The sequence below is a fragment of the Micromonospora sp. NPDC023869 genome, from assembly GCF_055559695.1.
In genome coordinates this window covers 82,458-104,598 of the sequence record NZ_JBVHKD010000006.1, presented here as the reverse complement: position 1 = coordinate 104,598, position 22,141 = coordinate 82,458, and the positions used below count along the sequence as shown (strand labels likewise).

The window sequence follows — 22,141 nt, the reverse complement described above, 5'->3', positions numbered from 1 at the left end:
GTCGAAGTCCTCGGTCGAGCCGAGGCAGAGTCCAGGCGGCGGTCCGGCAAGGCGGGAATTGGTCCGGATACCGGTGTTGTATCCGGACCAATTTCCAACGCGGCCGGTCGTCGCTTGGGCCCGCCGCAGGCCGGCCAGGGACGTCGACACAGGCCCTCGGCGGACCGGGGCGACGTCACGGCCGACGAGCCGTGGCGTCGACCCCGCCGTCACCGGTCCGGCGCAGTGCGGCCCGTCCCAACTGACCGACGACTCCGGCCCGTCCGCCGCAGTGCGGCGGCCACCAGCAGGGGTGCGAACGCCTCCGCGCCGGCCGCCACCCGCTCGGCCAGCCCGACCCGCCCACCACCGGCCGCCATCTCGGCCACGAACCAGGCCACCAGCAGCAGCAACCCGACCGCCAGCCCCACCCACGGCGTCCGTCGGCCTGCTGCCCGTGCTAGGGCCGGCCATAGCGCCAGCGCGCCGAAGGCCACGGCGGCGGCGAGCGTATGGGGCACCGACCCGCTGCCGTCGTCCGGTAGCGGGAACACCGCCACCGCCAGCGTCGCCACCCCGCCGAGTGCGAGCAGGGCCCGCCCGGCGGGCGCGAGGGGACGCAGCCCGGCGGCGGTGACACAGTGGCACAGCCCGAGACCGGCCAGCGCGACCGTCATGATCCACCGGTCGGTCGCGCCGACGGCGGCGAGTGCGCTGATCGTGCCGGTGACCTGGTCGAACCCGCCCGGTTGGCGGGCCGCGCCCAGCGTCCACCCACCGATCAGGAGGATCGGCGCCGCCACGGCGGAGACCAGCGCCCATCCCGGTACGACTCGCATCCCCGCACCGTACGTGCCGTCCCGCTGCTCCCACGCCACCGGCACGTACCAGGCCGCGCCGTTCCTCGGCGTTGGTTCCGTCGATCATGGAGTCGTGGCGGGCACAAAAGCCGTCTGTCGGTGTAATTCGGCAGCCACAACGCCATGATCGACGAGGCGGTGCCGTGGGACGCGTGGACCCGAACGAGGCCCGCCGGCCACGACGGGTGTCGTGACCGGCGGGCCCGGTGGTGCCGGTGTGTCAGCCCTTGCGCTGGGCCAACAGCCACTGGAGGATGCTGCGGTCCTCGTACGTCGGCCCGTAGGCGGCGTGGTAGTCGGGCAGCGAGAACGCCTCGTTGCCGTACTCGGTGTAGTGCAGCAGTTCGGCGATCTGCGCGGGCGTCTTGCCCTGGGCCTCGTAGGCCGCGCGCAGGGCCGCGTGTGAGTTGCGGGCGAGCGAGATGTTGAGCAGGTGGTCGTTGACGCCGTGGGTGATCCAGAGCGGCACCTCGCCGGCGGCGATGGCCTTGGCCTGGTCGGCGCCGACCTGGAAGCCGCCGGTCACCAGACCACCGGCGAACAGGTCGGGACGCTTGGCGAACGCCTCCCACAGCAGCCGGGAGCCGTACGACACGGTGGTGGCGTACACCCGGTCGGTGTCCACCGCGTGGTCCTTGACGAACTGGTCGACCAGCCGGATCAGCAGGTCACCCTCGGCGGGCAGGCCGACCCGCTGATTCTGCGGGGCGAGCACGATGACGTCCTCGCGGCTGCCGGTCCAGCTCGACTGGAGCCAGGCGGTGGCCGGGATGTCGGCGGCGATCTGGACGCCCAGGTTGTCGCCGTCCCAGCCCATGCCGTGCCCGGGCAGGACGACCATCAGCGGGTACTTCTTGCCGGGCTGGTAGTTCTTCGGCAGGTGGTAGTGGTACGGCAGCACCATGCCGCTGCTCAGGTACGAGCCGTACTGGAAGTCGTCGACGAGCAGGTTCACCGGCTTCTCGGTGACCCCACGCGGAGTCTTCGGGGCGGCCTTGGCCTGCACCGGACCCTTGCCCTTGCCCTTGCCGGGCTGGGCGTGCACGTCCTTGCGCTGCGTCACGCGGGTGGGCAGCTCGGTGTTGACCTTCACGCTGCACAGGAAGGTCGGGCACTTGGAGACGATGACGGTCCAGCCGAGGTTCTCGGCGGGGTCCAGCTCGACGATGACGTACCGGCCGTCCACCGAACGACGGTCCGCGCGGGTGGTGGGCGCGTTGTTCGTGTAGGTGTGGGTGACCTTGCGGTCGGCCAGCTTGGGTAGGTCGTCCATCTGGTTGAAGCGGAAGTTGTAGACGGTGTCGGAGACCGAGAAGGTGGAATTGTCGAGCTCGCGGGGGTTCACCGTCTGCGGGTACTCGACGGCGACGGCGGAGACCTTCTGGCCGTACGTGTAGACGGTGGTGATTGGTGTGACACTGCGGATGCCGCCGGCGTTGTCGCCGGGACCCTTCGACGCGGCGTACGCGGCCGTGCCGGAGGTGGCGAGAAGTGCCACCGCCGCCATGGCGGTGAGCGTCCTTCGCAGTCTCATCGGCCCTCCTTGTTGGACGCGTCCGGCTGCCGCGGGCAGGTCCCGCGGCAGCGCCCCGGACCGGTTGCGGTGGTGTGGGGGAGGACGGGCGCTAAACTGATTTAGCAGAGCATCGACGTCCGGCTGGTCGATGTCAAGACTGTGCCGGTGACGGCGCGGGAGCCGACCGTGCGTCCCGGGTGTCGTCGGTGCACGCGTCGCGGGCTTCGGCGCCGGTGCGCCGAATGCGTCCCCGCACGTCCGGCCCACCATGGAGCGCGAGGCCCGGCCGGTCACGGTGTGTGACCGGCTGATGGGCTTCCGTCGACCGGGTGATCCGTTTCCCTTTGCGAGTCGACAGATGTGATGAGGCGACGCCCTGCCCGTCGCACCGGGGCGCGAGTTGGCGTATTCTCTGCTCTCGATGGACGATATTCGGGTGGCGGGTGCTGACGCTCGACTTCCTTCGATGTTCAGCGCCTTGACCTGCGGTGATTCGGCCGACCGGTGGAGCCTTGGCTTCGTTACGAGAACGTGACCGCTGGATTTCCGGCGAGGTGTTGACCCGGGCAATGTGAGCGCTAACACTTGGGCCCCGAAGTGCGATCCGCGCAGCCGGTGCGACGGCGCGAGTTCCAGATTGGGGAAGCCAGTGAGCAGAAGAATTCTGGCCGCTCTCGGTAGCGCCGCCCTGGCGCTGAGTATGGCGGCGTGCAGTGGCGACGGCGCCGGAAGTGGCAACACCAGCGACGAGAAGCCGTCCGACCTCACCATCGGCGTCTCGATGCCGACCCAGACCTCCGAGCGGTGGATCGCCGACGGCAACTCCGTCAAGGAGAAGCTGGAGGCCAAGGGCTACAAGGTCGACCTCCAGTACGCCGGTGACGACATCCCGACCCAGTCGCAGCAGGTCGACCAGATGATCACGCGCGGTGCCAACGTGCTGATCATCGCCGCGATCGACGGCACCGCCCTCAGTGGACAGCTCCAGGCGGCGGCCGACGCGAAGATCCCGGTCATCTCCTACGACCGGCTCATCCGGGACAGCCCGAACGTCGACTTCTACGTCAGCTTCGACAACTACAAGGTCGGCGTGGCCCAGGCCAGCGCGCTCCTGGTCGGCCTCGGCCTGCAGACCAAGGACGGCGGCAAGGGCGAGGAGACCGGGCCGTTCAACATCGAGCTGTTCGCCGGGTCGCTGGACGACAACAACGCCCACTTCTTCTTCGACGGCGCGATGGACACCCTCAAGCCGTTCATCGACGCCGGCACCCTCAAGGTGAAGTCCGGGCAGACCAAGATCGAGCAGGTGGCGATCCTGCGCTGGCAGCAGGAGGCCGCGCAGAAGCGGATGGAGGACCTGCTGACCTCCAGCTACAACGACAACAGCAAGGTGGACGGCGTGCTGTCGCCGTACGACGGCATCTCCCGCGGCATCATCACGGCGCTTCAGAACGCCGGCTACCGGGGCGCCGACGAGATCCCGGTGGTCACCGGGCAGGACGCCGAGATCGCCTCGGTCAAGCTGATCGACGACGGCATCCAGAGCTCCACCATCTTCAAGGACACCCGCCTGCTGGCCGAGCAGGCCGTGGTCGCCGGTGAGGCGTTCCTCCAGGAGAAGACGCCCGAGGCCAACGACAGCGAGACCTACAACAACGGGGTCAAGGTCGTCCCGTCGTACCTGCTGCCGGTCGAGACCGTCTTCAAGGACGACATCCAGAAGGTGCTGATCGACTCCGGCTACTTCACCGCGGAGGAGGTCGCCGCCGGTCAGGCCAAGAGCTGACGGCGACACCCCCGGGGGCTCGGCGGCGGTGTCCGCCGCCGAGCCCCACCCGCATCGACGCTCCGATTACCAGTACAGCCCTCACCACACAGATCGCCAGGACGGTGCAGATGGACGACCACATCCTCGAGATGCGTCACATCACCAAGACGTTCCCCGGGGTGGCGGCGCTCCAGGACGTCTCCCTCGCCGTACGCCGGGGGGAGATCCACGCCATCTGCGGCGAGAACGGCGCCGGCAAGTCCACCCTGATGAAGGTGCTGTCGGGCGTCTATCCGTCCGGCAGCTACGACGGTGAGATCCTCTTCGACGGCGCACCGGCGAACTTCCGTGGCATCCGGGACAGCGAGGACCGGGGCATCGTCATCATCCACCAGGAACTCGCCCTGGTGCCGTACCTGTCGATCGCCGAGAACATCTTCCTCGGCAACGAGCGCCGTGGCCGTAGCGGCCTGATCGACTGGAACCGCACCAACGCCGAGGCCGCGGAACTGCTCGCCTCGGTCGGGCTGCCGGAGAACCCGGTGACCCCGGTGGTGCAGCTCGGCGTCGGCAAGCAGCAGCTGGTCGAGATCGCCAAGGCGATCTCGAAGAAGGTCCGGCTGCTCATCCTGGACGAGCCGACCGCCGCGCTCAACGACATCGACTCGGCGCACCTGCTCGACCTGATGCGACGGCTGCGCGACCAGGGCATCACCTGCATCATGATCTCGCACAAGCTCAACGAGATCACCGCCATCGCCGACTCGACCACCGTGCTGCGCGACGGCCGCACCGTGGAACGGCTGGAGATGGCCTCCGGCGAGGTGACCCAGGAGCGGATCATCCGTGGCATGGTCGGCCGCGACCTGGACAGCTTCTATCCCGACCGGGTCTCGTCGCCGGGCGCGGAGGTGCTGCGGATCGAAGACTGGTCGGTGCGGCATCCGACGCAGGACCGGCTGGTCGTCCAGAACGCCGCCCTGAACGTGCGCGCCGGCGAGGTGGTCGGCATCGCCGGGCTGATGGGCGCCGGGCGGACCGAGCTGGCGATGAGCGTCTTCGGCCGGTCGTACGGCCGGGACATCTCCGGCCGACTGTTCATGCACGGCCGCGAGGTCCGGGCACGGTCCGTCGCGGAGGCGATCCGCAACGGCATCGCGTACGCCACCGAGGACCGCAAACGGTACGGCCTGAACCTCATCGACGACATCCGGCACAACGTCTCGGCGGCCGGGCTGCGCAAGCTCGCCCACCTCGGCTGGGTGCACGACAACGAGGAGACCAAGGTCGCCGAGGCCAGCCGGCGCGACATGCACATCAAGGCGCCGAGCGTGATGTCGGTGGTGGGCAAGCTCTCCGGTGGCAACCAGCAGAAGGTCGTCCTGTCGAAGTGGCTCTTCACCGACCCGGACGTGCTGATCCTGGACGAGCCGACGCGGGGCATCGACGTCGGCGCGAAGTTCGAGATCTACACGATCGTCAACCAGTTGGTCGCCGCCGGTAAGGCAGTGATCATCATCAGCTCGGAGCTGCCCGAGCTGCTCGGCATGTGCGACCGCATCTACACGATGTCGGCAGGGCGGATCACCGGCATGGTGCCGGTCGGCGAGGCCACCCAGGAGAAGCTCATGGAACTCATGGCGAAGGACAAGGAAACCGTCGGATGACCAGCACCAAGCCCTCCTCGGTGTCGAAGGGCCCGTCGACCGAGAGTGCTCCGGCCGCCGCGCTGCACGTGGGCAGCAGCGACCCTCGTACGCTCATCATGAACAACCTGCGGCAGAGCGGCATCTTTGTCGCTCTCGTCGTCATCGTCGCGCTCTTCGCGTTCCTCACCGACGGGCTCTCGCTGAGCCCGGGCAACATCACCAACATCGTCCTGCAGTACTCGTACATCCTGGTGCTCGCGATCGGCATGGTCATCGTGATCATCGGCGGGCACATCGACCTGTCGGTCGGCTCGGTGGTCGCGTTGACCGGCGCGGTCTCCGCCGTGGTGGTGATCCGGCAGGGTCAACCCTGGTGGATGGGCGTGGTGGCCGCGCTGCTGGTCGGACTGGCGGTCGGCGCGTGGCACGGCTTCTGGGTCGCGTACGTCGGCATTCCCGCCTTCATCGTGACCCTGGCCGGCATGCTGCTGTTCCGTGGTCTGACCCTGCGGGTGCTGGACAACATCTCACTGTCGCCGTTCCCGGCCGAGTACAACAGGATCGCCGCGGGCTTCCTCAACGGACTCATCGGTGGTGACGGGTACGACGCCTTCACACTGCTCATCGGCGCCATCGCGGTGGCCGGTTACGTGGTGAGCTGTTTCCGGACCCGGGTGGCGCGCATCCGCTACCAGCAGCCGGTGGAGTCCTTCGCGCTGTTCGTCGCGCGGATGGCGCTGGTCGGCGCGGTGGTCATGTACTTCGCCTGGCAGCTCGCGCACGCCCGGGGCCTGCCCATCGTGCTGATCATCCTCGCCGCGTTGGTGCTGGTGTACGGCATGCTCACCCGGCGGACGGTCTTCGGCCGGCAGGTGTACGCCATCGGCGGCAACCTGCCCGCGGCGATGCTGTCCGGCGTCAAGGTGAAGACCGTCAACTTCTGGATCTTCGTCAACATGGGCTTCCTGTCGGCCGTGGCGGGCATCATCTTCTCCTCGCGCTCCAACGGCGCACAGCCCGCCGCCGGCAACATGTTCGAACTCGACGCGATCGCGGCGGCCTTCATCGGCGGCGCCGCCGTCACCGGTGGCGTCGGCACGGTCGTCGGCGCGATGGTCGGTGGTCTGATCATGGCGGTGATGAGCAACGGCATGCAGTTGATGGGCGTGGACCAGTCGATGCAGTCGGTGGTGAAGGGCCTGGTGCTGCTCGTCGCCGTCGCCTTCGACGTCTACAACAAGCGGCGTGCCGGCGCGAGCCGTTAGGCCGTGTGTCGACGTTCTCGGCGTGTCCGAGGACGTCGACACCGGGCCCCGGCGCGGGTCGACCGGTCCACGGTCGACCCGCGCTTGACGTCGTCCCACTGCTTGGACACACTCCCTCCCGTCGGCCGTACGCACCGTCGCTGATGTCGGAGGTCGGGTTGGTCCAGGAGGAGATCCGTCGGCGGAACGCCGGCACGTTGCTGCGGCACGTGCACCTCGACGGCCCGACGTCGCGCGCCGGGCTGGCCGAGCGGATGGGCGTCAACCGCAGCACCATCATGGCGTTGACCACCGAGCTGAGCCGGGCGGGCCTGGTCCACGAGGAGCTGCCGACCGACACCGGCCGCGCCGGTCGCCCCTCGCTGATGGTCCGGCCCTCGGCCGACCGGTTCTATGTGTTGGCCTTCGACGTGGCGGTGGACCGGCTGGTGGCCGCTCGGGTCGGCCTGGGCGGGGCGATCCTGGACCGCCGTGAGGCGGTTCGCCCGCGCGCCGGGCCGGACCTGCACCGTGTGGTGGCGGTGCTGGCCCGCTTCGGTCGCCAGCTGCACCGTGCCGCGCCGCCGCAGGCGCGATGCGTGGGCATCGGCGCCTCGTACTGCGGGATGATCCGGCCCGGTGACGGGATGGTCCGGTTCGGACCGGACCTGGGCTGGGTGGACCAGGACTTCGGCGTGGAACTCGGCCGCCGCCTCGGGCTGGGCCTGCCGGTCGCGGTCGGCAACGAGGCCCATCTCGGCGCCCAGGCTGAGCAGCGGCGCGGCGCGGGTGTCGGCTTCGACAACCTCGTCTACCTGCACGGTGACGTCGGCGTCGGTGGCGGCATCATCGTCGGCGGGCGGCTGCTCGGTGGCCACGGCGGTTACGGCTGCGAGCTGGGCCACATGGTGGTGAACCCGTACGACGGGCGGCCGTGCGGCTGCGGCTCGTCCGGCTGCCTGGAGGCGGAGGTGGGTGAGCGGGCCCTGCTCGACGTCGCCGGTCGTCCCGCCGAGATGTTCGGCCGGTCGGCCATCCGGTCGGTCGCCGACGACGCCGATCGCGGCGACCCGGCCGCCCGCGAGGCGTTCCGGCGGATCGGGGACTGGCTCGGCATCGGCGTGGCCAACCTGATCAACCTGTTCAACCCCGGCATGGTCGTCTTCGGCGGAATGCTGTGCGACGTGTACCCGGGCGCGGCGGCCCAGGTGCGCAGCCGGATAGCCCGCAACGTGCTGCCGGTCGCCCGGGAGAGCGTGCGCCTGCGTACCGCCGCGCTCGGTGACGACGCGACCCTGGTCGGCGCTGCCGAACTCGGGTTCGCCCCGCTGCTCGACGACCCGTTGGGCATCTGCGTGTCGGTGCCGCAGGACGCGACCACCGCCGGTCGGTGTGCCGCACCGACGACGGCCCGCCGCGAGCCGCCCGCCCGCTGCGGCTGAGCGCCGGGTGGAGCTTCGGCACCCCGACGCTGCGCCTCGCGTGTCGGGACGTACCCGCTGAGGATGTCGACGCCGGGCGCGGCGGACCGGGCGGGTGTCGGGGCACCCGCCCGGCCCGTCACCCGGTCACGCCGGGCGACGGGTCCGCGCCGATGGTCCGGGTCAGGCCCGGCTCCACCGTTGGTTGGCGGCGGTGTGGCAGTTCCAGACCAGGACCGTGGTGCCGTTCGCGGTCCCGTTGTTGTTCACGTCCAAACAGAGGTTCGGGAACCGGACGCTGCTGACGGTGCCGTTGCCGTTGAAGGTCCACTGCTGGTTGGTGCCACCGTTGCAGTCCCAGATCTGCACCGGGCTGCCGGCGGTGGCGGTGGTGGAGATGTCCAGGCACTTGCCGAGCACCTGGAGGCTCTGGCCGTTCTGGGTGAAGCTCTGGTTGCTGTTGCTGTGGCAGTCCCAGATCAGCGTGGCGGTGCCGTTGGCGGTGCCGCCGTTGTTGACGTCGAGGCACCGGCCGGAGGACTCGCTGCGCAGCCGGAAGGTGGTCGGCGGGTTGGTCGTGCCGCCGCCGCTGACCCGGAAGACCGCCGTGCCGTGCGCCGGCACGCTGGCGGAGATCGCGCCGGTGCTGGTCGAGGTGCCGTTGGTCCAGGCGTCGCGGAGCGTGAACGAGCTGCCGGACTTGCCGATCGCCGCCGCCGTGGTGGACACGGTGGTCGTGGACGAGCCCTGGTTGAGCAGGGCCACCGCGACGTCGCCGTTGGCCAACCGCTTGGCCAGCACCCGGCGGGTGCCGTCGTGGGACACCTGCACGGCCTGGAGGGCGAGCGGGTCCTGGTTGATGGCGATGAGCTGCTGGTTACGCAGGATGGCCAGGGTCGCCGCGTTGGCGTTGCGGATGTCGTTGCCGGCGATCAACGGCGAGGCCATGATCGACCAGAGCGCGAAGTGGCTGCGCATCTCGGTGTCGTTCATGCCCCCGTTGCCGACCACCATCATGTCCTGGTCGTTGAAGGCGCCCGGTGCGGCGTACGGCGCGAGGGGCACGGTGACGTTGATGATGTTCTGCACGCCCATCGGGTAGCCGTTGGTCTGGCCGGTGTTCCACGAGTTGGTGATGTCCTCGGTGGTCCGCCACATGTTGGCGATGTCGCCCCAGTTGCGCTGCGGGCCGGTCTTCTCGTGGATGCTGTTCGGGTTGATGCTGTAGACGATCGGTCGGCCGGTGGCGGCCAGTGCGTCACGCATCAGGGAGAAGCCCGCGACCTGGTCGTTGATGGTGCCCCACGGGGAGCACCAGTCGTACTTGAGGAAGTCCACGCCCCAGGCGGCGAACTGGCGGGCGTCCTGGTATTCGTGTCCCAGGCTGCCGGTGGAGCCCGGCCACGCGCCGAAGTACTGGGCGCAGGTCTTCTCCCGGGGCACCTGGTAGATCCCGAAGAGCAGACCCCGGGCGTGCAGGTAGTCGCCGAGCGCCTTCATGCCGCTGGGGAACCGCCCGGCGTGGGCCTGGAGGTTGCCCTGGGAGTCGCGGTTCGGGTCGAACCAGCAGTCGTCGACGACGACGTACTTGTACCCGAGGTCGCGCATCCCGGTGGAGACGATCGCGTCGGCCATCTGATGGATCAGGGCCTCGTTGATGTTGCACCCGAAGGTGTTCCAGGTGTTCCAGCCCATCGGTGGCGTACGCGCCACCCCGTTGTTGAGCGCCTGGGCGGGTTTCGGCGAGTGGAGCCCGTCGACGACGACGGCCGTGAGCGTCAACATCAGGACGCTCAGGACGGCCAACCATCGTGGTCGTGCGCGCATGCGGACCTCCTTCAAGGTCACGGGAGCCAACAGGTGTCGTTCGTCGATGACCGACCACGACGTGCCCGTGCGGCGGTGGCGGTACGGGGTGCGTGGTGCGTCGCCCGTGGGCGCACCGGTGGTGGCAGGGCACCGGCCGGGCGAGGGTGCGCCGGTGACCGGCGGCAGCGGGCCTGGTCGCCGTCGGCCGTGGCCGCACGGAGTCCTCAGCCGGCCACGCTCAGCATCGATGTCGCGAATGTTATCGCTGACATTCAGTTCTGTAAATCACTCGGAGCGGGAGTCGGAGTGGCTGAAGGGGGTCCGCTGTGCATGCAGTCGGCGGCCGCCGAGGTGATCGCGCACGTCAATGGGGGGCGATGTGTCTCGCGATCGAGCGGCGTACGCGTGGGTGGGGGCGCTGACGCCGCCTCGCCTTGATCGTCTGATGAATCCGCGATGTTAACGCTCATTCTGGGGTCCACCGAACGGGCTGGTTTCCGGGACCGGACGGTCCTGCGCCGACTGTCGGGCGGTGGAGTGGGCCGCTTTCCGCGCGCCCTCCTGGCGTACGGATGTGCGCAGCTCGTACGCGGCTGCCGGGCCCGTCCGGCGGGGTGTGCGGAGGGTCGGCGTGGGGGTGCCGCGCCATGATCGCTAGCCGGTCGTCGCGCGCATCCGTCCGCCGCCGCGCGGTCCGGCCGGCAGGCCGTCCGAGCAGGCCGAAGAGGGCTCGGAGGGCGGTGTGCGGCGGTCGGTCGCGCCGCCGTCCCGCCCTCCGGAACGGCCCGGCCCCGCCGGGCGCGTCGGTGGGGTCCGCGTCCGCTCGCACGCGGGCCCGTACGCCGATCCGCCGGATGCGGCGTGACCTGGGATGGGGGCACCGCTGCGCGCCACCCTTCGGTAACCTGTTGACGGTGGTCTATCCCTCGGTGTACTCCGTTACGGAGCTGTTGCCGGCAGGTGTCTTGACGGCGCAGGATGTGAGCGTTAACACTGAGGTCCGTCATCGGCCGGAGGTGAAGATGAGCGGAGTGGACGAAGCAGGCGACCGGTACGTCGTCGGCGTCGACTACGGCACGCTGTCGGGACGGGCCCTGGTGGTCCGGGTCCGCGACGGTGCCGAGTTGGGGACTGCGGTGCACGAATACCGCAGAGCGGTCATCAGCACCGCCCTACCGGACGGCGGCACCCCGCTGCCGCCCGACTGGGCGTTGCAGGACCCCGAGGACTACCGCGACGTGCTGCGCCACGCCGTTCCGGCGGCGGTGGCCGCTGCCGGGGTCGAACCGGCCGACGTCGTCGGCATCGGCATCGACTTCACCGCCTGCACGGTGCTGCCGACGCTCGCGGACGGCACCCCGTTGTGCGAGGTGCCGGAGCTGCGCCAGCGCCCGCACGCCTGGGTCAAGCTCTGGAAGCACCACGCCGCGCAGCCGCACGCCGACCGGATCAACGCGCTCGCCCACGAGCGGGGCGAACCCTGGATCGGCCGTTATGGCGGCAAGATCTCCGCCGAGTGGCAGTTCGCCAAGGGCCTGCAGATCCTGGAGGAGGACCCGGAGGTCTACCGCCGGGCCGAGCGCTTCGTCGAGGCCGCCGACTGGATCGTGTGGCAACTGTGCGGCGTCGAGACCCGCAACGTCTGCACCGCCGGCTACAAGGGCATCCTCCAGGATGGCAACTACCCGTCGGTGGACTACCTGACCGCGCTCAACCCCGACTTCGGCGACTTCGTGGCCAAACTGGACGGTCCGCTGATGCCGCTGGGCGCGAAGGCGGGCGGCCTCACCGCCACCGCCGCGGCCTGGACCGGGCTACCGGAGGGCGTCGCGGTCGCCGTCGGCAACGTCGACGCGCACGTGACCGCGGCCTCCGCCCAGGCGATCGAGCCGGGCCGGCTGGTGGCCATCATGGGCACCTCTACCTGCCACGTGGTCAACGGCACCACCCCGGCCGAGGTGGCCGGCATGTGCGGTGTCGTCGACGGTGGCATCAGCGACGGCGCGTGGGGCTACGAGGCCGGGCAGAGCGGGGTCGGCGACATCTTCGGATGGTTCGTCAACCACGCCGCCCCGGCCGGGCTCGACTCGCACGAGCGGCTCACCGAGCTGGCCGCCGCCCAGCCGGTCGGTGCCCACGGCCTGGTCGCGCTGGACTGGTGGAACGGCAACCGGTCGCTGCTGGTCAACCACGACCTGAGCGGGATGATCGTCGGCCTGACCCTGGCCACCCGGCCGGAGGACGTCTACCGCGCCCTGCTCGAAGCGACCGCGTACGGCACCAGGATGATCGTGGAGGCGTTCGTCGGCGCGGGGGTACCCGTCGACGACCTGGTGATCGCCGGTGGGCTCACCTCGAACAAGCTGCTCATGCAGATCTACGCCGACGTCACCAACCGGCCGCTGGGCATCATCGGTTCCGCCCAGGGCCCGGCGCTCGGCTCGGCGATCCACGCCGCCGTCGCCGCCGGTGCGTACCCCTCGGTCCGGGAGGCGGCGCAGACCATGGGCCGCGTGCACGAGGCCGTCTACCAGCCGGACCCGGAGCGGGTACGCGCCTACGACGCCCTCTACGCCGAGTACCGCGCGCTGCATGACCACTTCGGCCGTGGCGCCAACGACGTGATGCTGCGCCTGCGGGCGATCCGCAACGCGGCGGTCGAGTCGACCGGGACCCCGCAGGAGACCGTGGAGGTGCCCGCATGAGCGACGACCTGACCGCCCTGGTGACCGAGTTGCGCGCCAGCGTCGCGCGGCTGCACGGCGAGCTGACCCGCTACGGGTTGGTCGCCTGGACGGCCGGCAACGTCTCCGCCCGCGTGCCGGGCCACGATCTCATGGTCATCAAGCCCAGCGGCGTCGACTACGACGACCTCTCGGCCGAGAACATGGTGCTCTGCGACCTCGACGGCGTACCGGTCGAGGGAGAGTTGTCGCCGTCCAGCGACACCGCGGCGCACGCGTACGTCTACCGCGCCATGCCCGAGGTGGGCGGCGTCGTGCACACCCACAGCACGTACGCCACCGCCTGGGCGGCACGCGGCGAGTCGATCCCCTGCCACCTGACCGCGCAGGCCGACGAGTTCGGCGGGGAGATCCCCGTGGGCCCGTTCGCGCTGATCGGCGGCGACGACATCGGCAAGGGCATCGTCAGCACGCTCACCGGGCACCGATCGCCCGCGGTGCTGATGCAGAACCACGGCGTCTTCACCATCGGGCGCAACGCCCGCTCCGCGGTCAAGGCCGCGGTGATGTGCGAGGACGTCGCCCGGACCGCGCACCTGGCGCGCGCGCTCGGGCAACCGGTGCCGATGGCGCAGGCCGACATCGACGCGCTCTACGACCGCTACCAGAACGTCTACGGACAACGCCCCTCGCCTCCGGCGAACTCCTGACCGGTCGCGGGTCCCGGCGACCCGCGATCTGATTCGCACCACCCGCACAGGATCCGCACCACCGACTCAGGCCGCCCGTGCAGCACGGCGGGCGGCGTGGACAACCGCACCCACTCGAGGAGATCCGATGAGGAACATGCGAATGCCGATGGCGCGTCGTCGCGCCATCGCGGTCGCCGCCGCCGTGCTGCTCGCCGGCAGCGTGGCGGCCTGCGGTAACAGCGACACCGGTAGCGACGCCGGTGGCGACGACGGCAAGCTCGTCCTGGGCTTCTCCCAGGTCGGCGCGGAGAGCGGCTGGCGGACCGCCAACACCAACTCCATCAAGGAGTCGGCGGCGGAGGCGGGTATCGAGCTGAAGTTCGACGACGCCCAGCAGAAGCAGGAAAACCAGATCAAGGCGATCCGCAACTACATCCAGCAGAAGGTCGACGTGATCGCCTTCTCGCCGGTGGTGGAGTCCGGTTGGGACACGGTGCTCAAGGAGGCCAAGGACGCCGGCATCCCGGTCATCCTGACCGACCGCGCGGTGGACTCGGCGGACAAGTCGCTGTACAAGACCTTCCTCGGCTCGGACTTCGTCAAGGAGGGTCGTCTCTCCGGTGAGTGGCTGGTCGAGGAGAAGAAGGCCGCGACCGGCGACGTGAACATCGTCGAGCTCCAGGGCACCACCGGTTCGGCGCCGGCCAACGATCGGAAGAAGGGCTTCGCCGAGGCGATCGCCGCCGACCCCAAGCTCAAGGTCATCGCCTCCCAGTCGGGTGACTTCACCCGGGCCGGCGGCAAGCAGGTCATGGAGCAGTTCCTCAAGGCCCACCCGAAGATCGACGTGCTCTTCGCGCACAACGACGACATGGGTCTGGGTGCCCTCGAGGCGATCACCGCGGCCGGCAAGGTGCCCGGCCAGGACATCACCATCATCACCATCGACGCGGTCAAGGACGGCATGCAGGCCCTGGCCGACGGCAAGTTCAACTTCATCGCGGAGTGCAGCCCGCTGCTCGGCCCACAGCTGATGGACCTGGCCAAGAAGGTCAAGGCGGGTGAGGAGGTGCCGCCGCGGATCGAGACCGAGGAGACCACCTTCACCCAGGAGCAGGCCAAGGAGGCCCTGCCCAACCGCAAGTACTGATCGACGCCCGGGGTCGCCGCTGAGGTGGCGACCCCGCAGCGTCGCCCATTTCCCAACGGACTGGGCGCCTGGCCCGACACCCCCGTGCCACGTCCGCCCGGTCGGCCCCACGGCTGACCGGGCGGACGCCACGGGGGCTCCGTGGCCCTTCCGTACCGCGAGAACCCAGAAGAGGATCTGATGGGATGACGGATAGCCGTCCGGTCCTGACGATGACCGGGATCAGCAAGTCCTTTCCCGGGGTGCGCGCACTCCACAACGTCGACTTCCGGCTCTTCCCCGGCGAGGTGCACGCCCTGATGGGTGAGAACGGCGCCGGCAAGTCGACCCTGATCAAAGTGTTGACCGGCGTCTACGGCATCGACGAGGGCACCATCACCCTGGGCGACGAGCAGGTCGCCTTCAGCGGCCCGATGCAGGCCGCCTCGGCCGGCGTCAGCACCGTCTACCAGGAGGTCAACCTCTGCCCCAACCTCTCGGTGGCGGAGAATATCTTCATCGGTCGGGAGCCGCGCCGCTTCGGCGCCGTCCACTGGGGCGAGGTCCGGCGACGGGCCCGGGAACTGCTGACCCGCTTGGATCTCGACATCGACGTCACCGCGCCGGTCGCGAGTTTCTCGCTGGCCGTGCAGCAGATGGTGGCGATCGCCCGGGCGATCGACGTACAGGCCCGGGTGCTCATCCTCGACGAGCCCACCTCCAGCCTGGACGCCGGTGAGGTGGCACAGCTCTTTCGGATCATGCGGCAGCTGCGCGACGAGGGCATCGCGATCCTCTTCGTCACCCACTTCCTCGACCAGGTCTACGGCATCGCCGACCGGATCACCGTGCTGCGCAACGGCACGCTGGTGGGGGAGTACCCGACCGCCGAGCTGCCGCAGCTCGCGCTGGTGGAGAAGATGATCGGCAAGGAGCTCGACGTCCTCGAACGCATTGAGGAGCACCCCCGGCGGGAGTTGGCGGTCCTGGAGGGTGGCACGCCCTTCGTCGAGGTGTCCGACCTCGGGCGCAAGGGCGCGGTGGCCCCGTTCAGCCTGACCATCCACGCCGGCGAGGTGGTCGGCCTGGCCGGCCTGCTCGGCTCCGGCCGTACCGAGGTGGCCCGGCTGTTGTTCGGCGCGGACCGCGCCGACCGGGGCCAGGTGGCGGTCAGCGGCGACGCGACCGGCCTGCGTAACCCGGTGCAGGCCATCGACCACGGCATCGGGTTCTGCTCGGAGAACCGCCGCGCGGAAGGGATCATCGGCGACCTGTCGGTCCGGGAGAACATGATCCTGGCCATGCAGGCGGCCCGTGGCTGGCTGCGGCCCATCCCGCGGCGGCGACAGGACGAACTGGTCGACAAGTACATCAAGGCGTTGAGCATCCGCCCGCCCAACCCCGAGGTGCCGGTGCGCAACCTCTCCGGCGGTAACCAGCAGAAGGTGCTGCTGGCCCGGTGGCTGATCACCGAGCCCCGGCTGCTCATCCTGGACGAGCCGACCCGTGGCATCGACATCGGCGCCAAGGCGGAGATCCAGAAGTTGGTCGTCCAGCTCTCCGACGGCGGAATGGCGGTGCTGTTCATCTCCGCCGAGCTGGAGGAGGTGCTGCGACTCAGCCACAAGATCGCGGTCATGCGGGACCGGGAGATGGTCGCGCACCTGACCAACGACGACACGGTGGACGCCGACCGGGTCATGCAGACCATCGCCAGCGGTACCCAGCGGGATGAGGTGTCGTCATGAGCGAGCGGAGCGAGCGAATCGTCGGGCTCAGTGTGGTGGTGCCTCATGGCGGCACGGAGCGGAGCGGAGTGTCGTCATGAGCGAGCGGATCAAGCCCCTTCTCGGGCACCGGCTGTTCTGGCCGATCGCCGTCCTGGTGGTGATGCTGGCGGCGAACACGATCTACCGCCCCGGCTTCCTGTCGATCGAGATGAACAACGGCCACCTGTACGGCACCCCGATCGACATCCTCCGGTTGAGCGCGCCGCTGATCCTGGTCGCGCTCGGCATGACGCTGGTCATCTCCACCGGCGGCATCGACCTCTCGGTCGGGTCGATCTGCGCCATCAGCGGTGCCATCGCCTGCCTGCACATCAGTCAGGCGCCGGACCAGAACAGCTTCGTCACGGTGGCGACCGCGCTGGCGATGGCGCTCGGGGTGGCGCTGGTCCTCGGTGCCTGGAACGGCGTACTGGTCTCGGTGATCGGTATTCAGCCGATCATCGCCACGCTGATCCTGATGGTGGCCGGTCGCGGACTGGCGCAGCTCATCACCGAGGGTCAGATCATCACGATCAACTCCGGGCCGTACCGGGCGATCGGCCTGGGCCACTTCCTCACCCTGCCGTTGGCGATCTTCATCGCGTTGGGCGCGGCGCTGCTGGTCGCGGCCTTCACCCGCCGTACCGCGCTCGGCATGATCATCGAGTCGGTGGGCGGCAACCGGGAGGCCAGCCGGTTGGCCGGCATCCGGTCGGGCCGGATCGTCTTCCTGGTCTACGTGGTCAGCGCGGCCTGCGCGGCGGTCGCCGGCTTCATGATGACGGCCAACGTGTCCAGTGCCGACGGCAACGCCGCCGGCCTCTGGGTGGAGCTGGACGCCATCCTCGCGGTCGTCATCGGGGGCACCGCGCTGGCCGGCGGGCGCTTCTATCTCAGCGGCACCATCCTCGGCGCGCTGATCATCCAGACGCTCACCACCACGGTGTACGCCATGAACATCTCGCCGCAGACGGCCCTGCTGTTCAAGGCGGTCGTCGTGATCGCGGTCTGCCTCATTCAGGCCCCGGCGTTCCGCGCCAAGTTCAACCGCCGCAAGCGCGGCACCCCACCCCCGCCGGCCCCGACGCCGCAGCGCCAGAAGGAGGAGGTGACGGCATGAGCGAGCGGAGCGAGCGAATCATCAGGTTCAGTGCTATGGAGTCTCATGGCGGCACGCAGCGAAGCGGAGTGACGGCATGAGTGAGCGGCAGCGAGCGAATCTTCGGTTCAGTGCTATGGAGTCTCATGGCGGCACGCAGCGAAGCGGAGTGACGGCATGAGCAGCACGTCGTTGACCACCGGGCCGAGCTGGGCGCGGCTGCCCCGGCGGCACGTGCCGGTGCTGGCCACGCTGGCCCTGCTGTTGGTCATGTACGCCATCGGCGTGTCCCAGTACCGGGCCTTCTCCAACGTCCAGGTCATCTTCAACGTCTTCATCGACAACGGTTTCCTCCTCGTCGTCGCGGTGGGGATGACGTTCGTGATCCTCACCGGCGGCATCGACCTCTCCGTGGGGTCGGTGGTCGCGATGACGGCGATGGTCTCGGCGTGGCTGCTCCAGTCTGGCCTGCCCGCGTTGTTGGTGCTGGTCATCGCGTTGCTCATCGGGCCGGCGCTCGGGTTCCTGATGGGCTGTGCGATCCACTTCTTCGACATCCAGCCGTTCATCGTGACACTCGCCGGGATGTTCTTCGCCCGGGGCATGTGTACGTTCATCAGTGACTCGTCGATCCGCATCACCGACGGTTTCTGGACCACGATGGCGCAGTACCGGATCGGTAATCCGGGCGGCAACTTCGTCTCGGTGAGTGTGCTGGTCGCGTTCGCGGTGGTGCTCATCGGCGCGTACGTGCTGGCGTACACCCGGTTGGGTCGCAACGTGTACGCGATCGGCGGCAACCCGCAGTCGGCGTTGCTGATGGGGCTGCCGGTGGGGCGTACCCGGATCGCGGTTTACACGATCAGTGGCCTGTGTTCGGCGATCGGCGGGATCCTGCTCTCGTTCTACACGCTCTCCGGGGCGCCGTTGATCGGGATCGGGATGGAGCTCGACGTGATCGCGGCCGTGGTGATCGGTGGCACGGTGCTCACCGGCGGATCGGGGTACGTCTTCGGCACGGTGCTCGGTGTGCTGGTGCTCGGCGTGATCCAGACGCTGATCACGTTCGACGGTAGCCTCAACTCCTGGTGGACCAAGATCGTTATTGGCGGCCTGCTCTTCGCGTTCATCCTGCTCCAGCGCCTCATCGGCATCCGCTACAAGTGACCGCCCCTCTCGCGGAAGGCAACTCCCATGGCAACGCATCCTGAACCCGAGGTCTGGTTCCTCACCGGAAGCCAGGCGATGTACGGCGAGGACACCCTCCGGCAGGTGGCCGAGCAGTCCCGTCAGATCGCCGCCCTGCTCGACGACTCGCCGGACATCCCGGCCCGGGTGGTCTGGAAGCCGGTGCTGACCACCAGCGCGGACATCCTGGAGGTCTGTCGGGACGCCGCGGTGCAGGGTGCGGTCGGGGTCATCGCGTGGATGCACACCTTCTCGCCCGCGAAGATGTGGATCTCGGGTCTGGACGCGCTGCGTACTCCGTTGCTGCACCTGCACACCCAGGCGAACGTCCGGCTGCCCTGGGACGAGATCGACATGGACTTCATGAACCTGAACCAGGCCGCCCACGGCGACCGGGAGTTCGGTTTCATCCAGACCCGGCTCGGGGTGGCCCGCAAGACCATCGCCGGTCACGTCAGCGACCCGCGTGTGGTCACCCGCGTCGGCTCGTGGACCCGGGCGGCGATCGGCTGGTCGGCGATGCGTTCGCTGCGCCTGGCGCGGTTCGGCGACAACATGCGCGACGTCGCGGTGACCGAGGGGGACAAGGTCGAGGCGGAGCTGCGCTTCGGCGTCTCGGTGAACACCTACGGGGTTAACGACCTGGTGCGGGTGGTCGACGAGGTCGCCGACGCGCAGATCGACGACCTGGTCAAGGAGTACGACGACACCTTCCGGGTCGCCGCCGAGCTGCGTCCCGGCGGTGAGCGGCACGACTCCCTGCGGTATGCCGCACGGCTGGAACTGGGGATGCGGACCTTCCTGGACGCGGGCGGGTTCCGGGCCTTCACCACGAACTTCGAGGACCTCGGCGGACTGCGTCAACTGCCCGGCATCGCGGTGCAGCGCCTGATGGCCGACGGCTACGGCTTCGGCGGCGAGGGCGACTGGAAGACCTCGGTGCTGGTCCACACGCTCAAGGCGATGTCGGCCGGCGCGCAGGGCGGCACCTCGTTCATGGAGGACTACACCTACGACCTCACGCCGGGCGAGGAGCTGATCCTCGGCGCGCACATGCTGGAGGTGTGTCCGACGATCGCCGCGGACAAGCCGAACGTGGAGATCCACCCGCTCAGCATCGGCGGTCGGGAGGACCCGGTCCGGTTGGTCTTCGACGCCGAGCCGGGACCGGCGGTGGTGCTCGGTCTGGCGGACATGGGGGAGCGGTTCCGCCTAGTCGCCAACGAGGTGGACGTGGTGCCCCCGCCGCAGCCGCTGCGGCGGTTGCCGGTGGCCCGGGCGGTGTGGCGGCCCCGCCCGCACCTGGCGGGATCGGCCGAGGCGTGGATCACCGCCGGCGCCCCGCACCACACCGTGCTCTCGCACGCGGTGGGCGTGGAGGAGCTGCATGACCTCGCCGAGATGAGCCGCACCGAGCTGGTCGTCATCGACGCGAACACCGAGTCTCGCCGGTTCGCCGACGAGTTGCGCTGGAACCAGGCGTACTACCGCCTCGCCCGGGGCTTCTGACCTCGGCACCCGCAGTGCGTCGGTGCCGCCCATGGGCGGCACCGACGCACGCGCCCGCATCCCCCGTGGCGCGGGGTCGGGTCTCCTAGGTACGCGCCATCGTGTCCGCCGCCTCGGACAGGACGCGCCGCATGGTCTCGCTGCCGGTGTGCCCCGCGTTCCCGACGACGTGCAGGCGTGCCTCGGGCCACGCCTGCGCGATCTCCCACGGCGTGATCGCCGGTCCGCTCACGTCGTTGCGGCCGTGCACCAGCACACCGGGGATGCCGGTCAGCTTCGGGACGTCGCGCAGGATCTCGCCGTCGGCCAGGAACGCGCCGTTGCCGAAGTAGTGCGCGCAGATCCGGGTCATGGTCAGCCGCTGTCGCAGCTCGCCGGCGGAGTACTGGCCGGGTCTGCCGTTGCTCTCCTCGGAGATCAGCGCGTCCTCCCACGCGCACCATTCCTCGGCCGCCCGTTCCCGCACCGCCGGGTCCGGGTCGGCGAGGAGTTGGCCGTAGCGCAGCAGGACCGGTTCGATCGGTGGTTGGCTGTCGGTCGGCAGCGCGTAGCCCGGCAGACCCGCGTGGGCGACGAATCGTTGCCACGCCTCGGGGAAGAACCGCCCGCCGCCCCGGTACAACCAGTCCACCTCGGACCGTCGGGTCATGGTCACCGCGACCAGCACTATCCCGCGTACCCGGTCGGGATGGTTCGTCGCGTACGCCAGCGCGAGCGTCGCGCCCCACGACCCGCCGTACACGACCCAGCGGGCGATGCCGAGGTGCTCGCGCAGCCGTTCGATGTCGGCGACGAGATGGGCGGTGGTATTGGCGCGCAGATCGGTGCTCGGGTCGGCCGCCGACGGTGTGCTGCGCCCACAGTTGCGCTGGTCGAACAGCACGACGCGGAACCGCTCCGGATCGAGTGCCCGTCGGTGCCGGGTCGTGCTGCCGCTGCCGGGACCGCCGTGCAGGACGACGGCGGGTACGCCCTCGGGGTTGCCGCTGACCTCCCAGTAGACCTGGTTGCCGTCGCCGACGTCGAGCATCCCGGTGTCGTACGGCTCGATCATGTGCGCTCCTCACGATATGACAGCGCTGTTACAGTACCCGCCATGGCAACCTCCGATCCCGGTCCCGGCGTCCTCGGCACGAGACTCGCCATGCTCATGGAGCTGCTCGACGGCGGCATCGGCCAGGTGTACGCCGAGATCGGCCTTCCCGGTCTGCGCGCGCGGTTCGCGCCGGTTCTCCTGGTGGTGGCCGACGACGGGCCGTGCTCGATCCGGGCCGTCGCGACGGCGATCGACGTGACCCATTCGGCGGCCAGTCAGACGGTTGCCGCGATGGCGCGTGCCGGGCTCGTGGAGACGATCCCCGGCCGCGACGCGCGCACCAGGATGGTCACGCTCACCGATGAGGGGCGGCGGGTCCTGCCGGCGTTGCGGGCCGAGGTCGCCGCCACCACCACGGCGACCCGCGAGCTGGAGGCCGAGCTGTCGATGCCGCTGCACGTGCTCGTGGACGAGGCGCTGGCCGCGCTCGCCCGACGCCCGATGCGCGACCGGATCATCGCTGCCGACCCTGGCCTGCTCGGTGTTCGGGGCGGGGCCGCCGGGGCGGGCGGTCGCCGCGCAGACGGCCCGCCGGACCCGTCGCGTCGACGGTGATCGGCGCGATCCCTGCCGCCACACCGCCCGGCGTGGACGACACCTTCGCGCCGCCCCGTCGGGCGACGGCTTCGTCGTGTCCGGGTGCGTGATCCGGCCCCGCGCAAGTCGTCGGTGTTACGTCTTGACTAAGGATCTGTTATCGCTCACAGTCGATAGTGAAGACGGACGATA

At 69.6% G+C, this 22,141-nt stretch carries 16 protein-coding genes; 12 read left to right on the top strand and 4 right to left on the bottom strand.

Annotation, left to right across the window (positions count from 1 at the left end):
- Nucleotides 1-209 precede the first annotated feature (209 nt).
- Entirely contained in the window at nt 210-818 is a 609-nt protein-coding gene (locus tag ACZ31C_RS18450; RefSeq protein WP_465796316.1) for a DUF998 domain-containing protein, read from the bottom strand.
- Between the two features lie 241 nt (nt 819-1,059).
- Nucleotides 1,060-2,373, bottom strand: coding sequence for a hypothetical protein (locus tag ACZ31C_RS18445; protein ID WP_465796315.1), 1,314 nt, complete (start codon nt 2,371-2,373; stop codon nt 1,060-1,062).
- A 631-nt stretch (nt 2,374-3,004) separates the two neighbouring features.
- On the opposite strand from ACZ31C_RS18445, the gene chvE reads away from it, so the two are divergent.
- The 4 genes from chvE (at nt 3,005) to ACZ31C_RS18425 (ending at nt 8,458) form a co-directional block, all read left to right on the top strand.
- Nucleotides 3,005-4,141 (top strand): multiple monosaccharide ABC transporter substrate-binding protein, encoded by a 1,137-nt coding sequence (gene chvE, locus ACZ31C_RS18440; protein ID WP_396746838.1) that lies wholly within the window; start codon nt 3,005-3,007, stop codon nt 4,139-4,141.
- 110 nt (nt 4,142-4,251) lie between these two features.
- A complete protein-coding gene (gene mmsA, locus ACZ31C_RS18435) occupies nt 4,252-5,790 on the top strand; it encodes a multiple monosaccharide ABC transporter ATP-binding protein (protein WP_350696876.1) in 1,539 nt (512 codons plus the stop codon).
- Nucleotides 5,787-7,037: a multiple monosaccharide ABC transporter permease gene (gene mmsB / locus ACZ31C_RS18430; RefSeq protein ID WP_465796314.1), complete on the top strand. Its 1,251-nt coding sequence runs from the start codon at nt 5,787-5,789 to the stop codon at nt 7,035-7,037. The genes mmsA and mmsB overlap by 4 nt, the downstream gene beginning before the upstream one ends.
- A gap of 143 nt (nt 7,038-7,180) precedes the next feature.
- Entirely contained in the window at nt 7,181-8,458 is a 1,278-nt protein-coding gene (locus ACZ31C_RS18425; protein WP_465796313.1) for an ROK family protein, read from the top strand.
- A 162-nt stretch (nt 8,459-8,620) separates the two neighbouring features.
- Here the strand turns inward: ACZ31C_RS18425 and ACZ31C_RS18420 are convergent, their stop codons facing one another.
- Nucleotides 8,621-10,264 carry a glycoside hydrolase family 27 protein gene (locus tag ACZ31C_RS18420; protein ID WP_465796312.1) on the bottom strand — a complete coding sequence of 548 codons (1,644 nt, stop codon included), beginning with the start codon at nt 10,262-10,264 and terminating at the stop codon, nt 8,621-8,623.
- Between the two features lie 1,004 nt (nt 10,265-11,268).
- On the opposite strand from ACZ31C_RS18420, the gene araB reads away from it, so the two are divergent.
- From araB to araA, 7 genes are all read left to right on the top strand, one after another.
- Entirely contained in the window at nt 11,269-12,951 is a 1,683-nt protein-coding gene (gene araB / locus ACZ31C_RS18415) for a ribulokinase (RefSeq protein ID WP_465796311.1), read from the top strand.
- Nucleotides 12,948-13,640 carry an L-ribulose-5-phosphate 4-epimerase gene (locus ACZ31C_RS18410; protein ID WP_350696871.1) on the top strand — a complete coding sequence of 231 codons (693 nt, stop codon included), beginning with the start codon at nt 12,948-12,950 and terminating at the stop codon, nt 13,638-13,640. Before araB ends, ACZ31C_RS18410 begins: the two co-directional genes overlap by 4 nt.
- A 127-nt stretch (nt 13,641-13,767) precedes the next feature.
- A complete protein-coding gene (locus ACZ31C_RS18405) occupies nt 13,768-14,772 on the top strand; it encodes an ABC transporter substrate-binding protein (RefSeq protein WP_350696870.1) in 1,005 nt (334 codons plus the stop codon).
- A 185-nt stretch (nt 14,773-14,957) separates the two neighbouring features.
- Nucleotides 14,958-16,499, top strand: coding sequence for a sugar ABC transporter ATP-binding protein (locus tag ACZ31C_RS18400; protein WP_396746819.1), 1,542 nt, complete (start codon nt 14,958-14,960; stop codon nt 16,497-16,499).
- Between the two features lie 76 nt (nt 16,500-16,575).
- A complete protein-coding gene (locus ACZ31C_RS18395; RefSeq protein WP_465796310.1) occupies nt 16,576-17,640 on the top strand; it encodes an ABC transporter permease in 1,065 nt (354 codons plus the stop codon).
- A 156-nt stretch (nt 17,641-17,796) separates the two neighbouring features.
- Nucleotides 17,797-18,786, top strand: a complete 990-nt coding sequence (gene yjfF / locus ACZ31C_RS18390) for a galactofuranose ABC transporter, permease protein YjfF (RefSeq protein ID WP_396746813.1) — start codon at nt 17,797-17,799, stop codon at nt 18,784-18,786.
- Nucleotides 18,787-18,813: 27 nt separating this feature from the next.
- Nucleotides 18,814-20,316 (top strand): L-arabinose isomerase, encoded by a 1,503-nt coding sequence (araA, locus tag ACZ31C_RS18385; RefSeq protein ID WP_131052426.1) that lies wholly within the window; start codon nt 18,814-18,816, stop codon nt 20,314-20,316.
- Nucleotides 20,317-20,401: 85 nt separating this feature from the next.
- Here araA and pip read toward each other — a convergent pair whose 3' ends face one another.
- Nucleotides 20,402-21,370 carry a prolyl aminopeptidase gene (gene pip, locus ACZ31C_RS18380; RefSeq protein WP_465796309.1) on the bottom strand — a complete coding sequence of 323 codons (969 nt, stop codon included), beginning with the start codon at nt 21,368-21,370 and terminating at the stop codon, nt 20,402-20,404.
- Between the two features lie 42 nt (nt 21,371-21,412).
- Here pip and ACZ31C_RS18375 point away from each other — a divergent pair, with 42 nt between their 5' ends.
- On the top strand, nt 21,413-21,967 hold the full coding sequence (locus ACZ31C_RS18375) for a MarR family winged helix-turn-helix transcriptional regulator (RefSeq protein ID WP_465796308.1): 555 nt from the start codon (nt 21,413-21,415) through the stop codon (nt 21,965-21,967).
- Nucleotides 21,968-22,141 lie beyond the last annotated feature (174 nt).